Here is a 15,581-nt window from a genome sequence, read left to right as displayed (position 1 = left end):
AAAGCCTTGCATGTTTGTTATGGTAAAAGAAGCTTTTGTTGAGCAAGAAAATAGCGTTATCAAAGCAGCGTTTTAAAATAGCATTGTTAAAGTAACGTTATTTTCTTTGCGAGCAGAAGCGGTCATAAGATAAATCGACGACACCTTTTGATTATCAAAATCAATTCGATCATTTATTCAGCCACCAGTCATATACCTACACCCATAATAATTGACGTCTAGGATCTATAACAACGATAAGGAAGCTATCATGAGTGATATTTTTAATGTAAAAGACACCCTCTCAGTCGCTGGCAAGGAACATGCCTTTTATAGTTTGCCAAAGCTGACCGAAACTTACGAACATATCGATACCCTACCATTTTGTATGAAAGTGGTATTAGAAAACCTATTGCGTAACGAAGACGGCGGCCAGTCGGTTGGCAAAAACCATATCGAAGCAGTTGCTAACTGGGATGCAGGCGCTGAGGCATCAAAAGAGATTGCCTTTATGCCAGCACGTGTGGTCTTGCAAGATTTTACTGGTGTGCCGTCAGTTGTTGATTTGGCCGCGATGCGTGATGCAGTGGTTGAGCTTGGCGGTAAAGCTGAGCAAATCAACCCATTTATCCCTAGTGAGCTGGTCGTTGATCACTCTGTACAGGTCGATGCTTATGGTCGTGAGGACGCACTAGATCTCAATGAAAAAATCGAATTTAAGCGTAACAATGAGCGCTATGAGTTTTTGCATTGGGGCAAACAAGCCTTTGAAAACTTCGTCGTCGTACCACCAGCGACAGGTATCGTGCATCAGGTAAACCTCGAATATCTCGCACGCGTCGTGATGGCAGCGGATGTTGATGGCGAGCTGATGGCTTATCCAGACACCGTATTTGGTACAGATAGCCACACCACGATGATTAATGGTATCGGTGTGCTTGGTTGGGGTGTGGGCGGTATTGAAGCCGAAGCAGCAATGCTAGGTCAACCGTCATCGATGCTAATTCCGCAAGTGGTCGGGTTTGAGCTAAAAGGCAAGCTGACCGAAGGCGTCACGGCGACCGATTTGGTATTACGTGTCGTTGAGATGTTGCGTGCACATGGTGTAGTAGGTAAGTTCGTTGAGTTTTATGGTGAAGGCCTGCACAGTATGCCGCTAGCAGACCGCGCTACCATTGCCAATATGTCACCAGAGTATGGCGCGACTTGTGGTATCTTCCCAATTGACCAAATGGCGATTGATTATCTGCGTCTGTCTGGTCGAGATGAAGAGCAAATTGAGCTGGTTGAGCAATATGCCAAGGCGCAAGGTCTATGGCACGATGCTGATACACCAGCGGCGACTTATTCGAGCAAACTAGAGCTAGACTTATCTTCAGTACAGCCAGCATTGGCTGGTCCTAACTTGCCACAGCAGCGTATCAATCTGTCTGATATGCATGAGAAGTTTGGCGAAACGCTAGAGAAGATGAATAAAGACCGCAAAGCAGAAGTGGACGGTAAGATACGTTTTGATCAAGAGGGCGGTGAGCAAGAGCAAGCAGAAGATCTAGCGGCTGAACCAAAGATCGAAGTCGACACAAGAGGTGATGATCTCAAGCACGCTCCGGCAAACAATGTGTTTTCAAATGTTAGTATTGATGACAAGCAGCACAAATTGCGTGATGGCTCAGTCGTAATTGCTGCCATTACTTCTTGTACCAACACCTCAAACCCAGCAGTTATGATTGGAGCTGGTTTGGTTGCCAAAAAAGCGGCTGCCAAAGGTCTCAAAGCCAAGCCTTGGGTTAAAACATCACTGGCTCCTGGCTCTAAAGTTGTGACTGATTATTTAGAAAAAACCAACCTTATGGATGAGCTAGAAAAAACAGGCTTCTATCTTGTGGGTTATGGGTGTACCACCTGTATCGGTAACTCAGGACCACTTCCTGAAGCGATTGAAAAAGGTATTGAAGAGAATGATTTGGTTGCTGCTGCCGTACTGTCAGGTAACCGTAACTTTGAAGGTCGTATCCACTCACATGTGAAGGCCAGTTATTTGGCATCACCGCCGCTAGTAGTTGCCTATGCGTTGGCAGGTACGGTCGATATCGATTTGACGACACATCCACTGGCACAAGATCAAGACGGTAACGATGTCTATCTAAAAGATATCTGGCCAACCTCAGAAGAGATTAATGAGCTGATCGCTAACAACATTGATGCGGATATGTTCCGCAAAAATTACGGTGAAGTATTCGATGGTAGTGCCGCGTGGAATGCCATTAGTTCAGCGGATAGTCAGCTGTATCCATGGGATGAAGGGTCAACGTATATCAAGAACCCACCGTTCTTTGATGGTATGACCATGGAGCCAGAAGGTATTCCTGATATTGAAGGCGCACGTATCCTAGGTCTGTTCGGTGATTCAATCACCACCGATCATATCTCTCCGGCGGGTAATATCGATCCAGACTCACCAGCAGGTCAGTACTTGCAAGAGCGCGGTGTGATGGAAGCAGACTTCAACAGCTATGGCTCACGTCGTGGTAATGATGCAGTCATGACCCGTGGTACCTTTGCCAATATCCGTATCAAAAACACCATGATGGACGGTAAAGAAGGCGGTTATACCTATTATTTCAAAGATGACAACGCTACGTTACAAGATGGCGAAGAAATGCCTATCTATAATGCAGCGATGAAGTATAAAGAAGACAAGCGTCCGCTCGTCGTACTTGGTGGGTCAGAGTATGGTTCTGGTTCGAGCCGTGATTGGGCAGCCAAAGGTACTATCTTGCTAGGTGTAAAAGCCGTGTTGACCAGCTCGTTTGAGCGTATTCACCGCTCAAACCTCGTCGGTATGGGTGTGTTGCCATTGACGTTTAAAGACGGTCAAAATGCAGAAACCTACAAACTAGATGGTTCTGAAGTATTGAGCATTACGGGTCTGGATAATGGTGAAAGCAAAACCGCCAAAGTCACGGCTACACGTGCTGATGGGTCGAGCGAGACCTTTGAAGTCAATGTCGGTCTACAAACGCCAAAAGAGCGCGAATATGTACGTCATGGTGGTGTATTGCACTATGTACTACGTCAATTGGCTGCTGAGAGCAAAGAAGCTGGCTAGTAGTTAGTTAAGCTTTATATGACAAAAAGCCCAATCTCCTTCAAAGTAGGGGATTGGGCTTTTCTATGGAAGACGTTTTTTCTTCTTGTTACTTTACTCTACGCTTTTTCAGTCAACAGCTTAATTCCTAGCCCCATAAATACGACACCACTTATTTTATTCATCATGGATTCAATTTTTGGATTCTCTCTTAGTTTTTTGCTGAACTTTGACGCCAGCAGTGCCAAACACAAGCACCATATAAAACCTGTGGTGGCAAAAGTAAGTCCCAATATCAAAAATGACAGCATGCCATAAGCATAACTAGCGTCGATAAACTGAGGGAAGAACGCCAAGAAGAATAAAGCGACTTTTGGGTTAAAAGTATTGGTCAATACACCTTGCTTATAAGTTTGCCAACCTTCTTTACCCTGTTTGCTGACAACGTTTTGATCATCAGCTAAGCTGCTCGCTATTGAGTTTGAGTTTTTGCTTAGTAGCATTTTTAGACCTAAGTAGCATAAGTAAGCCGCACCGATATATTTGACGACCATAAATGCTGTAGGAGAGTTGGCAAGCAATACTGACAATCCTAGCGCCGCCAATAAGGTATGTACCAAAATTCCTGAGGTAATACCCAATACCGAATAAAATCCTGCCGTTTGCCCTTGTGAGATACTACGGGTGATGATGTACATGCTATCCGTACCTGGCGTTAGGTTTAACAAAATAGCCGCCAAGATAAACCCCAGATAATTCTCGATACCAAACATCGCAATCACTTCCCTTTAATCACGCTACGCCCATCATTTGTAGTATGTGGCTGCACTTTATAAATACGCTTGTCAGGTCGATGTTAACGAGTATTAGATAGATTGGCAATAGCGCTATCAACAGTAAGCTAGCAGCTATTAATAATAAGCTAACGACAACAGAATAAAGGATTTCGAGAAACGTCAGGCATAAAAAAGCCCAGTCACCGTATGATGATTGGGCTTTTTTATTGTTCGCTTATTAGTCTAATCTGATGCTAAGCAAAAGTGCTAATAAGTGACGCCGAATAGTGGCGTCCCCAGGGGGATTCGAACCCCCGTTACCGCCGTGAAAGGGCGGTGTCCTAGGCCTCTAGACGATGGGGACGCATAGAGTGTTATAACCAGTGGTTACAACGGTACTTCACAATATCAGATAGCTTATTAAATAAGCATTGCCTAGGTGCTGATATCGTCCTACTAGCGAGTATTTATTATTACGTTTCAGTAATACTGAGCGTTGCTATAAATAAGTATGGTGGAGCTAAACGGAGTCGAACCGTTGACCCCTTGCATGCCATGCAAGTGCTCTACCAACTGAGCTATAGCCCCTCGCTAAGAGTGTGCGTATTTTATGTAAGAGCGGCAGTCTTGTCAACCACTATTTTAAAAATAATTCATAAATATGCAAAAAAAAGTGATTTAGCCTATTTTAAAGGCTCAATAAGCCCAAATTAGCGTGGATTTTGCTTCAGCGCGATCTCTTTGATGGCTTTATCGGTATAAAGCTCTTCTTCGCTACCATCAGAAAAAATAATCGCACAGCATTCAGTTGGTATATATTGACCGCCTTTTTCTCGGATCGTTCTGATGCCTTTGACGCCAATGATGTCATATTTGCCCAATTTATCTAGATTATGCTTGGTGTAACCGCAGTAAGTGCTGTATATCCATTTTAAATCTTCGAAGTCTTGGCCCTTGGTCAGGGTCAAAGTTGCATCAAACAGCTCCTTTACGATGGCATCATAATATTTCTGTGCTTCTTTTAGGGTATTAAAGACATAATCTTTGCTTTCTATCGTGACGGTTTTGGCAGGCATGTTTATTTCCAATTAAAAGATTGAGTAAGAGATTTTTATATTCTGAGAGTAGTAGTACTTATTAACAACGAAAAAAGGGTCAGAACTGGCCTGACCCTTTTATACTCGACAAGTTTAGCTAATTAACTGTTTAGCAGATAAGTTATTCAGCTTCTAAACTATTCAGCTTCTAAACTATTCAGCTTCTAAACTATGCAGCAACTGAACTATTCAGCAGAGGCTAAGAAATCTGGCAACTCTGCCGCTTGTTTTTCAAGCTTTTTAAGTTTCTTTTTACCCAAACCACCTAATACATCAACCGCATGACGCAAGCGAGTCAAGGTCATATCAGCACCGATAATCGCCATGGAGTTCATAACGGGCGTCGATGAGGTGCTACCAGCGATCGCGATAAAGAACGGCGCCATAAAGTCGCGCATCTTGATATCCAGGTGAGCAGCAAGGCCTTTTAACGTGGCATAGATGTTTTCTTCCGACCACGTTGGCAAGACCTCTAACTGCCAAAGCGCCAATTGCAGCATTTCGATAATTTGCTCAGGTGCAAGCGTCTTATGAGTGAAGCTCTCGGCATTAATATCAGGTAAGTTTTGGAAGTAAAAACCTCCCCAGTTCACCGCATCAGACAATAGCTCGATACGTGGCTGAATCGCGGCTGCAATAGCGGTTAGCTTGTCACTATTGCTGGCCCATTCAAGAATTTTGTTCTTTAGCTCTTCAGGGGTGAGCGCACGTAGCCATTCGCTATTTACCCAGTTAAGCTTTTCGATGTCAAATATAGGACCGCCAAGCGACACACGCTGAATATCGAAGCTTGCGATCATCTCATCTAAGGTAAACTGCTCGGCATCGTTAGGCATTGAGTAGCCCATACGCCCAAGATAGTTTAACAGTGCTTCAGGCAGTACGCCTGCATCACGATAGTAGGTGATCGACGTTGGGTTTTTACGCTTAGAGAGCTTTGACTTATCTGGGTTACGCAGTAATGGCATATGGCAAAGCGTCGGCATTTCCCAACCAAAATAATTGTATAGCAGTTGATGCTTGGGCGCAGAGTTGAGCCACTCTTCACCGCGCATCACATGAGTGATGTCCATCAAATGATCATCAACGACGTTGGCTAAATGATAGGTTGGCATACCGTCTGTTTTTAGCAGCACTTGCATGTCGACTTGGGTCCAAGGGAACTCAACCGTACCGCGCAGCATGTCTTGTACCTGACAAGTGCCTTCGGTCGGTACACGCATACGAATCACGTGCGGCTTGCCCTCGCTTACCAATTGCTCGGTTTTTTCTGGAGCAAGATGAGCACAGCGACCATCATAACGAGGAGTCTCGCCATTGGCCATTTGTTCAGCGCGCATAGCGTCTAACTCTTCAGGGGTACAAAAACAACGGAACGCATGGTCTTTTTCTATGAGCATCTCGGCGTGCTTTTTGTAGATATCGCTACGCTCGCTCTGACGATAAGGTGCATGTGGACCACCAATATCTGGACCCTCGCTCCAATTTAGACCGACCCAGCGCAAGGCATCCAAAATCATCTGTTCTGATTGCTCAGTCGAGCGCGTCTGGTCAGTATCTTCGATACGTAAGATAAACTCGCCGCCATGCGCTTTGGCAAAGGCTAAGTTAAATAGGGCAATATAGGCAGTACCTACGTGTGGGAAGCCAGTAGGTGAAGGTGCGATACGCGTGCGCACAGGGCGTGTGCTGTCAGTAGAGGTTTGCATGGTAAAAGTCTCAAAATTTGCTATCGATATAAGCTATTAGTATAAATAGCGATGAAAGATATGAAGTCGATGTGAAGAAATAGCGTAAAATATAGCGCTAGTATAACAGAGACATGTGATATTTTTAATGAAAAGCCCTTCTAGTGCTTGACTCGCCGTGTATCCTTGCGATAATAATGCTAGGCAAGTCATAACTTGTTTATTTTCATCCAATTACTGGCCAGTATGGTCGTCATCTATTGAGTTGTTTGTGTCCCTATCAAAGTCTAAGCCAAAATCGAAAGCCAGTTCTTCTGTTGCCACTGATCTCTCTGAGTCAGCGCCCAGCCCATCATTGACAAGTGATGTGTCTACGCAAAATGTCGATATGGATATTACTCACGCCCGTCATGAGGGCGATATCACGTCTGATGAATTAAGTTTTGTCCATGATGCGGTGCTCCTACAAGAGACTGTCGCTGCAGTGCTGGGCGTAAAATCTCTACCCAAGCAAACTGATGGCAATAACCAGGATAGCTTAAATATAAGTGGCATCTATGTTGATGCGACCTTCGGTCGTGGCGGTCATAGTAGGCTACTACTGAGCCAACTTGCCGATGACGCCACACTGATTGTCTTTGACAAAGACCCGACGGCCATTAGCGTAGCGCAAGAGTTGGCAAGTAAAGACAGCCGTGTGCGTGTGGTTCATGACAGCTTTGCGACCTTGACTGACAGTCTAGCTGTTATGGGCATCAGTGAAGTTGATGGCTTGATGGCGGATTTGGGCATTTCATCACCGCAGATTGACGATGGTAGTCGCGGCTTTAGCTTTATGCGTGATGGGGCAGTGGACATGCGTATGGACACCAGCCGCGGTCAGTCCGTTGCCGAGTGGCTTGAAACAGTCGATGATGAGACGTTGGCCAATGTGCTCTATGAGTTTGGTGAAGAGCGTCATAGTCGCCGTATTGCCCGCGCTATCAAACAGATGGAGAGCTATGACTCTACGCTTGAGTTGGCAGAGGTGATCAAAGTAGCGCATCCTAATTGGCAACGTGGTAAGCATCCAGCGACACAAAGCTTTCAGGCTATGCGTATTTTTATTAACAATGAGTTGGGCGATGTCGATGACTTTTTAGCGCAAAGCATTCCGATTTTAAAATCAGGTGGTCAGCTGGCAGTGATTAGCTTTCACTCATTAGAAGATCGCCGTATCAAACAGTTTTTGCAGCGTCATAGTAAAGGCCAGTATCCGGAAGACGAAAATCTACCGATGCCGCCGAACCGTCCGCGTTATTTTAGCAAGCCAAAACGCGTTGGCCCTAGCAAAGCTGAAACCAGTCAGAATCCGCGCGCGCGCAGCGCCTGGTTGCGACTGGCCACTCGTACTGATACAGCGTATCAGCAAACGGATGCACCATAAATCTTGGATACAGTCGCTAGGCAGGTCGCATATGGTTGCTATTGTCTATCTCAATGATGTGCAAATGTCTTAATCGCTACGCCACTGTTAAAAAGCTGTAAATATTGTCTGTTAGGCTCGGCAAATAATTTTTGTCTGTTTCATGATCTATGAGGCTTATGGGCTCATGAATCGATCGTCTTCTAAGCTGAAATTAAGTGTCCATTCATTTAATCTAGCACGGCAGTAGATCTGGCTTTAACAGGATACATTGATAGTCGGAGACTTGTAAGGTAATAGGCTCTTATAGTCAGGCTGCTACAGTCATACGATGGTTATCTTTGGTTTTATTTTTAATGGTACTGCTGGGCAATGTTAAGTTCGTTGTTTGCAACTCACTATTTACTTTATCGTTTACGTTCACCTTTTTGAGATCGTCATGGCAATATCTGACAAACCTGCAAATCGCCGCGCTGTACCCTCCAACACCGATATCGGTGAGCTGTTCGTGCGCCGATTCAATGTGGTAAGTATTTATGTGGTCGTACTGCTGCTATTGGCAGCCGCAATCGTCTGGAGTGGTATCAAAACTGCCGAAGAAGTTCAGCAATATCATCAGGATTATAAAACCTTGCAAGACATGAAAAAACAAGAGCGTAAGCTACAAGTAGAGCACCAACGGCTATTGATTGAGCAGCAAACCTTCAGTGCCACACCTCAGATTGCAAGCCGTGCCGTTGCTGAACTGGGCATGTACTCCCCAACCCTAAAAGACAAGCTTATTATCCAGCCTGGCGTCGCGACAGCGTTGGTGCCAGTAGTTTCTGATGACTCAGACGAAGAGTTGACTGACGCTACTGGTCCACGTGCTTCCACCGATATCTCTCCTGAAGAGCCAGCAATGGAGGCAGGACAATGAGTGAGAAAAAAACCAAACCTACAGCAAAAAGCACCGCCAAAAAACCAGCCAGCGGCAAGGTAACAAAGCCGTTGCGCCGTGCTAGCGCTGCCAAATCTGGACAAGCAAGTGATAAAGCGGCAGGTAATCGTAAGGCAAAGCTATTTGGCCGTATTAAAAAGAGTGATACCAAAGGCGCTTATAACGCTGGGAAAAACTCAAAGAGCAAACGAGGGTTCTTAGGTAAGGCCTCTGGCGCTTCTTCTCGTGGCGGTTTTGAGCAAGACAAAAACCGTTTTCGTACTGTTTGGGGTTTGGCGCTGGTAATATTAGTGTTATTGATTGGCCGTGCCTATTATATTCAAGTGGCTAATGCGCAGTTTTATCAAGACAAAGGCAATGAGCTCATCACCAGTGAGCGCACACAAAAATCTTATCGAGGCATGATTACCGATCGCAATAACTTACCGCTCGCAGTCAGTGCGCCGCTTGCGACCGTATCATTTAGTCCGCATGACTATGCAAGTGAATATTACGAGCTCAAACGCATTATTTTAACCAATCCTAGCAGTCCACAACTACAAGCGCGTATGCAAAAACGCTTGGATAATATGGATCTGACCACGCTAGCAGCAGCTGCCAATATTTCAGTCGATGAGCTGAAAAAAGTCACCGCAATCGATGACAGTCTCGATGTGACTGACAAGGAAGCTGTCAAAGCGGCACTGCCATCTGGTGCAGGCTCGCATTATCTACCGCTGCTCAACAAAGTAACGCCTGAGATTGCTCAAAGCGTTAGCTCTCTTGACTTCCCTGGTGTCCACGAGAAAAACTTCTTTCAGCGTTATTATCCTCAGCCACAATCTAATGCGCAGCTACTAGGATTTATGGGACAGAATGCCAATGATCCCGAGGGCGGTTATGAGGGCCGTGCTGGTATTGAGCGTCAGCATGAAAAAGAGCTGGCAGGTGATGACGGTAAGGTACTGGTCTTAAAAGATGCCAAACAAAATAGCCTAAAAGAGATCAAGCAAATCGAGCCTGAGATACCAGGTAAAGATGTGGCACTGACGATTGATTCGCGTTTGCAGTATTTGCTCTACAAAGAGCTGGAGAAAGCAGGACGTTTGCAAAAAGCGCGCTGGTCAACAGGTATGATCGTCGATGTGCAGACAGGCGAGGTACTGGCACTATCGACATGGCCATCATTCAACTCAAATAATCTCAATGAGATGACGGGCGAAAACCAACGTAACCGTGCGCTGTTAGATGTGTTTGAACCAGGTTCAGTTATGAAACCATTTACCGTTGCTGCTGCATTGGACTCGGGTAAATATACACCGACTACCTTAATTGATACCAATCCTGGCTCAATTCGCGTGCGCGGCTATACCATTCGAGATCATAACAATCTTGGCATGATCAATATGGCAACGCTGCTACAAAAATCCAGTAACGTCGCCTCCACCAAGATTGCGCTCTCGCTACCGCCTGAAGCCATTACCAATATGCAAAAACAGTTTGGTTTTGGGACAAAAACCCCTCTACAGTTCCCAGGTGAAGGCAGTGGTCTCATTGTGACACCAAAAGAAAAAGAAACCTCACGCCGTGCGACGGTCAGTTACGGTTATGGACTGCAAGTAACGCTAGCACAAGTGGCTCAGGCCTATTCAGCACTAGCGGCAGGCGGGGTAATGCACCCATTGACCTTGATCAAAAATGACAAGCCGCAGCCCAGCAAACGTATTATGGCGCGCGAGCAAGCGATGTCGATCGTCCAAATGCTCGAGAGTGTGACTGAGCCAGGCGGTACCGCCAAAGCCGCTGCTATTGATGGCTATCGTGTAGCAGGTAAGACAGGTACCTCGCGCCGCATCAATCCAGAAGGCGGCTATTATACTGATCAGTATCGCAATGTGTTTGCTGGTATGGCACCAGCCTCTAATCCAAAGCTTGTGGGTGTCATGCTCATCGAAGATCCGCGCGGTCAAATCTATGCTGGCCTCACCGTTGCCCCTGTATTTCACAACGTCATGAAAGAGGCGTTACGATTGTACAATGTGCCTTTGGATAAGCCGCTCAAAACAGAACCACAGTAGGCGTTGAATTATTTTAAGTAGTCAGCTCTTTTAAGTGCTGATTTGTATTAACTGTTTAGGAATCGCTCATGACCTTGCCTACCTTCTCGCCAAATGGCGCCCCTGCTATCTCTGTCACTTTACAACAGCTTATCGATGCTAGCGATAGCAGACTGACGCAGCAATTGACAGAAATGATGGCAACTTCGGCTCAAAAGGCGTTAAATCAGGCAGTCTCAGCTCAGATTCACTCTGTCGCTGATATCGCCTTCCGGCAGTTTCAATTAGATAGTCGTCAGCTGTCTGATAATGACGTATTTATCCTTCTAAACAGCCACACGCCGAACATTCAAAAAAGCCGCGATTATCTGGTTCAGGCCACCTCAAAAGCGGCTTTTGTGCTATCGGAAATTGATCCTATCACCTTAATGAGTGATATCAGCGGCTCTGCAGATACCAGTAATGCGTCGGCGGTAGATAGTAAAAGCGATGCGTCACAGCAATTAGCAGCACTCTCATGCCCAGTCTTATACGTTCCTAACATCCGTGATTTTTTGGGTAGTTTAATCCAAGCGTATCTACAGTATCAGCAGCCAGTGACTTTGCCAAAAGTAGTGGCTGTGACTGGAACCAATGGCAAGACCACTATCAGTCAATTGGTAGCGCAGCTTACACAATTGACAGGTATGAGTAGCGCGGTAATGGGTACAGCAGGTAATGGTAGGCTTGGCGCGTTAGTACAGGCGAGTCATACCACAGGAGATGCCTTGGCTGTACAGCAGTTTTTGTATCAAATGGGGACAGAGAATGCTGAAATACTGGCACTAGAAGCCAGCTCTCACGGTTTAGATCAGCAGCGCTTGCAGGGTATGCCAGTTTCTGTGGCGATTTATACCAATCTTAGCCGTGATCACTTAGACTATCATGCCGATATGGCAGAATATGCTGCCGCCAAAGCCAAGCTGTTTGATACGGCACATTTTCCAGATTTGACTCATACCATTATTAATATTGATGATGAGCATGCTCAGGTCATGCTAGATACTGCGAGAGCTAGTCATTTAACGGTATGGACCTACAGTTTAGATCCGTTAGCATCCGCTACCTTTGTCGCGGCTGATATCACGCCGAGTCTGCAAGGGGTCAAGATTAGCTTACGTACAGATTTTGGTGATGAGCAAGCCACGACTATAGATATTGTTAGTCCATTATTGGGCCGTTTTAATGTAGCCAATTTACTCGCCGCGATAGCCGCTACTACGGCGCTGAATACCCAGTCAAATAAAAATCAGTCAAATAGAACTCAGTTAAATGATGTTCAGTTAAATGCTGCCCATTCAGATATAAGTATTCATCGCATTGCAGAGGCAGTGACACAGTTACAAGGCGCTGTCGGGCGTATGCAGCGTGTGCCATCTAATGATGGCTGTTTTATCGTTGATTATGCGCATACACCAGATGCACTCAGTCAGGTGTTAGCGAGTTTGAAGACCCACTGTAAGGGTCAATTGTGGGCGGTATTTGGTTGCGGTGGCGACCGTGATGCAGGCAAGCGTCCGCTGATGGCACAAGCAGGTCTAGCTGGTGCTGATAAAGTTGTCCTAACTGCGGACAATCCACGTACCGAAGACCCCACCGCTATTTTGCAAGACATGCAAGCTGGAATGAGTGCTGAGCAATATCAACACACTCACATAGAGCCTGCGCGCCAAAAAGCAATAGTATATGCCGTCAGTCAGGCGGGTCCAGATGACATCGTCGTCATTGCGGGCAAAGGCCATGAAACTTACCAAGAAATCAACAATGTTCGTTATAACTTTGATGACAGTGTTATTTTGCAACAGGCATTAGAACAAGCGGGCCGTGTATAGCCGATAGACTCTCGCTGCATAAAATAGTCAAGAGTGATCATTAAATAAAAAAATTAAGTAGTCATCATATAAGGTAACCACTATGACAGCCGACACCGATAACACCATCCAGTCGCAAGGGCTTTATGTCTGGCAAATGGATAATATGCTTGCTGCGACAGCGTCGCTCGATGGTCATTGGCAACTGCCACAAGACCATGCAAATGCAGGAGAAGTCGCTTTAGCCAGTAAGCGTATCGCTACCGACACTCGCACGATAAAACCAGGTGATATCTTTTTGGCGTTAAGTGGTGAGAATTTTGATGGTCATGATTATATTGATATGGCAGCATCAAAAGGTGCAATTGCTGCTATCGTGTCTCGTCCTACCGCATCATCCGATGCAAATACTATCCCGCAGTTGGTGGTAAGTGACACCCGTTTGGCTTTAGGTCAATTGGCCAGCTATCGTCGTCAGCAACACACAGACCTGACCGTGATTGCTATTACAGGCTCAAGTGGCAAAACAACCTGCAAAGAGATGCTGGGTAGTATTTTTGGTAGATTGGCGCCGACATTGATTACTCGTGGCAACCTCAATAATGATTTGGGCGTGCCAATGATGCTGCTTGAGCTATCAGATCATCATCGCTATGCTATTTTAGAATTGGGTGCCAATCATATTGGTGAGATCGCTTATACGACTGAGATCGTCCGCCCTGACGTGGCCTGTATCCTAAATATCGGTACTGCCCATTTAGGCGAGTTTGGTAGCCGTGAAGGGATTTGCCAAACCAAAGCAGAGATTTATCACACTTTGACGGACGCACAGTATGCGATAGTGCCTGACAAGGATGATTTTACCAATCAGTTGCGCCGTATTGCTGAAAAGCATACCTCCCATGTGATTGGGTTCGGTAATACCGATGTCAGTGCAAGTCATTTAGATGTAGAGCCTGAGCGTAGTGAGTTTAAGCTACATATCGGTAATCAGATTCATGATATCAATCTGCCATTAGCAGGCGAGCACAATGTCAATAATGCTTTGGCTGCTGCTGCCTGTGCATACGCGCTAGATATTGAGGTGAGTGACATCGTTGTGGGTCTAGAAAATGCGCGTCCAGCAAAAGGTCGCCTGAACAGTCAGATACTAGGTATGCATCGCCTTATTGATGATACGTATAATGCCAATCCTCATTCGGTACGTGCCGCTGCCAAAGTGCTGGCTGCACAAACGGGTACGCAAGTGATGGTGCTAGGGGATATTGGTGAGCTTGGGGAGGCGGCAGTTAGTGAGCATCAAAGCTTGGGCCGTACTATCTCGACCACAGGTATCGATGTGCTGCTGTGCGTAGGTGAGTATGCCGCCTATACGGTTGCCGGCGCGCAAGAGATCTCTGATATCAATGCTCATGCATTTGCAGATAAAGACAGCTTATTAGAGTATTTACAGCCGTATTTACAAGCACAACAAGCTAAGCCTTGCACTGTGTTGTTCAAAGGCTCACGCTCCATGAAAATGGAAACACTTATACATGCATTAGTAGAGGAGTAGGCGGTGTTAGTTTGGTTGTTTGGCTGGCTTGGTCAGTATTATACGCCGTTTTCTGCGGTTTCTTCGTTGACGCTAAGAGCACTGCTCGCGGTCGTCACTGCGCTTATGTTTAGCATGATTTTTGGCGGACGTGTCATTCGACATTTGCGTTCGCTCAAATACGGCCAGGCTATTCGGAACGATGGGCCTCAATCGCATTTGGCCAAGACAGGTACGCCTACCATGGGCGGGGTACTCATTCTGAGTGCTATTGGCATATCGACGCTGCTATGGGCACGCCTGAATAATCCTTACGTCTGGATTTTGCTCGTTGTTATGGTTATTTTTGGTGCGGTAGGCTGGGCAGATGATTGGCTCAAAATTAAATATAAAGACCCCAAAGGTCTGATCGCACGAAAGAAATATTTTTGGTTGTCGATGGGCGCATTGTTCGTCGGCGTCTCGTTGTACTATATCGCCACACTACAGCCAGACATCAACACCACTCGTGAGATGCAGGACCTATTATTGCCCGTATTCAAAGACTGGATGATTCCATTTTCCGCAGTGCCCTTTGGTATTGGTTTTATTATCTTCACCTACTTTGTGATCAACGGCGCCTCCAATGCGGTCAATCTCACGGACGGTTTAGATGGTTTGGCGATTTTGCCAGTCGTTTTGGTTGCTGCAGGTTTGGGCGCAATGGCTTATGTGTCGGGTGATGTGCGCTTTGCGGATTACTTGCATGTGCCTTATATTGCCTATAACTCTGAAGTTCTTATTGTTTGTGGCGCAATGGTTGGGGCAGGACTTGGTTTCTTATGGTTCAATGCTCACCCAGCACAGGTATTTATGGGAGATGTCGGCGCACTGGCACTCGGGGCGATGCTAGGTACGATTGCGGTGATGACGAGACAAGAGATTGCCTTTGCTATTATGGGTGGTTTGTTTGTTGCCGAGGCGCTATCAGTGATGCTACAAGTGGGCTCATACAAATTGCGCAAAAAACGTGTTTTCCGTATGGCACCGCTGCATCATCATTTTGAAGAGATTGGCTGGAAAGAAACACAAGTAGTAGCCAGGTTTTGGATTATCGCTATCATACTTGTTATTCTTGGACTGATGACATTGAAGCTGCGTTAAAACGTCAGCCCCAAACCGTATTGTAAGTACACTTATACCAGCCTC

10 protein-coding genes and 2 tRNA genes are annotated in these 15,581 nt (G+C 45.9%); 7 read left to right on the top strand and 5 right to left on the bottom strand.

The features are described from left to right. Positions 1 to 250: 250 nt before the first annotated feature. Entirely contained in the window at positions 251 to 3,088 is a 2,838-nt protein-coding gene (gene acnA, locus AC5JPT_RS08760; RefSeq protein WP_493857809.1) for an aconitate hydratase AcnA, read from the top strand. Between the two features lie 98 nt (positions 3,089 to 3,186). Here the strand turns inward: acnA and AC5JPT_RS08755 are convergent, their stop codons facing one another. The 5 genes from AC5JPT_RS08755 to gltX form a co-directional block, all read right to left on the bottom strand. After that, positions 3,187 to 3,840: a LysE family translocator gene (locus AC5JPT_RS08755; RefSeq protein WP_493857808.1), complete on the bottom strand. Its 654-nt coding sequence runs from the start codon at positions 3,838 to 3,840 to the stop codon at positions 3,187 to 3,189. Between the two features lie 291 nt (positions 3,841 to 4,131). After that, a tRNA-Glu gene (locus AC5JPT_RS08750) sits at positions 4,132 to 4,207 on the bottom strand. A gap of 148 nt (positions 4,208 to 4,355) precedes the next feature. Next, positions 4,356 to 4,431 (bottom strand) — tRNA-Ala (locus AC5JPT_RS08745). A gap of 122 nt (positions 4,432 to 4,553) precedes the next feature. Further along, a complete protein-coding gene (locus tag AC5JPT_RS08740; protein WP_493857807.1) occupies positions 4,554 to 4,919 on the bottom strand; it encodes a hypothetical protein in 366 nt (121 codons plus the stop codon). 206 nt (positions 4,920 to 5,125) lie between these two features. Further along, entirely contained in the window at positions 5,126 to 6,649 is a 1,524-nt protein-coding gene (gltX, locus tag AC5JPT_RS08735) for a glutamate--tRNA ligase (protein WP_493857806.1), read from the bottom strand. Positions 6,650 to 7,016: 367 nt separating this feature from the next. Between gltX and rsmH the strand changes: the two genes are divergently transcribed. The 6 genes from rsmH to mraY all read left to right on the top strand — a co-directional run bounded on the left by rsmH (position 7,017) and on the right by mraY (position 15,536). Further along, positions 7,017 to 8,054, top strand: a complete 1,038-nt coding sequence (gene rsmH, locus AC5JPT_RS08730; RefSeq protein WP_493858456.1) for a 16S rRNA (cytosine(1402)-N(4))-methyltransferase RsmH — start codon at positions 7,017 to 7,019, stop codon at positions 8,052 to 8,054. Between the two features lie 418 nt (positions 8,055 to 8,472). Continuing rightward, positions 8,473 to 8,952, top strand: coding sequence for a cell division protein FtsL (gene ftsL / locus AC5JPT_RS08725; RefSeq protein ID WP_319052334.1), 480 nt, complete (start codon positions 8,473 to 8,475; stop codon positions 8,950 to 8,952). Further along, the gene (locus tag AC5JPT_RS08720; protein ID WP_493857805.1) at positions 8,949 to 11,030 is read left to right on the top strand and encodes a peptidoglycan D,D-transpeptidase FtsI family protein; all 2,082 of its coding nucleotides are present in this window, start codon (positions 8,949 to 8,951) and stop codon (positions 11,028 to 11,030) included. The genes ftsL and AC5JPT_RS08720 overlap by 4 nt, the downstream gene beginning before the upstream one ends. Before the next feature lie 68 nt (positions 11,031 to 11,098). Continuing rightward, positions 11,099 to 12,880: a Mur ligase family protein gene (locus AC5JPT_RS08715; RefSeq protein WP_493857804.1), complete on the top strand. Its 1,782-nt coding sequence runs from the start codon at positions 11,099 to 11,101 to the stop codon at positions 12,878 to 12,880. An 82-nt stretch (positions 12,881 to 12,962) separates the two neighbouring features. Further along, a complete protein-coding gene (locus tag AC5JPT_RS08710) occupies positions 12,963 to 14,414 on the top strand; it encodes a UDP-N-acetylmuramoyl-tripeptide--D-alanyl-D-alanine ligase (protein ID WP_493857803.1) in 1,452 nt (483 codons plus the stop codon). A 3-nt stretch (positions 14,415 to 14,417) separates the two neighbouring features. Beyond that, a complete protein-coding gene (gene mraY / locus AC5JPT_RS08705; RefSeq protein WP_493857802.1) occupies positions 14,418 to 15,536 on the top strand; it encodes a phospho-N-acetylmuramoyl-pentapeptide-transferase in 1,119 nt (372 codons plus the stop codon). Positions 15,537 to 15,581: the final 45 nt, after the last annotated feature.

Source organism: Psychrobacter sp. H26 (assembly GCF_059073035.1).
This window is presented reverse-complemented; position numbering and strand designations above follow the sequence as displayed.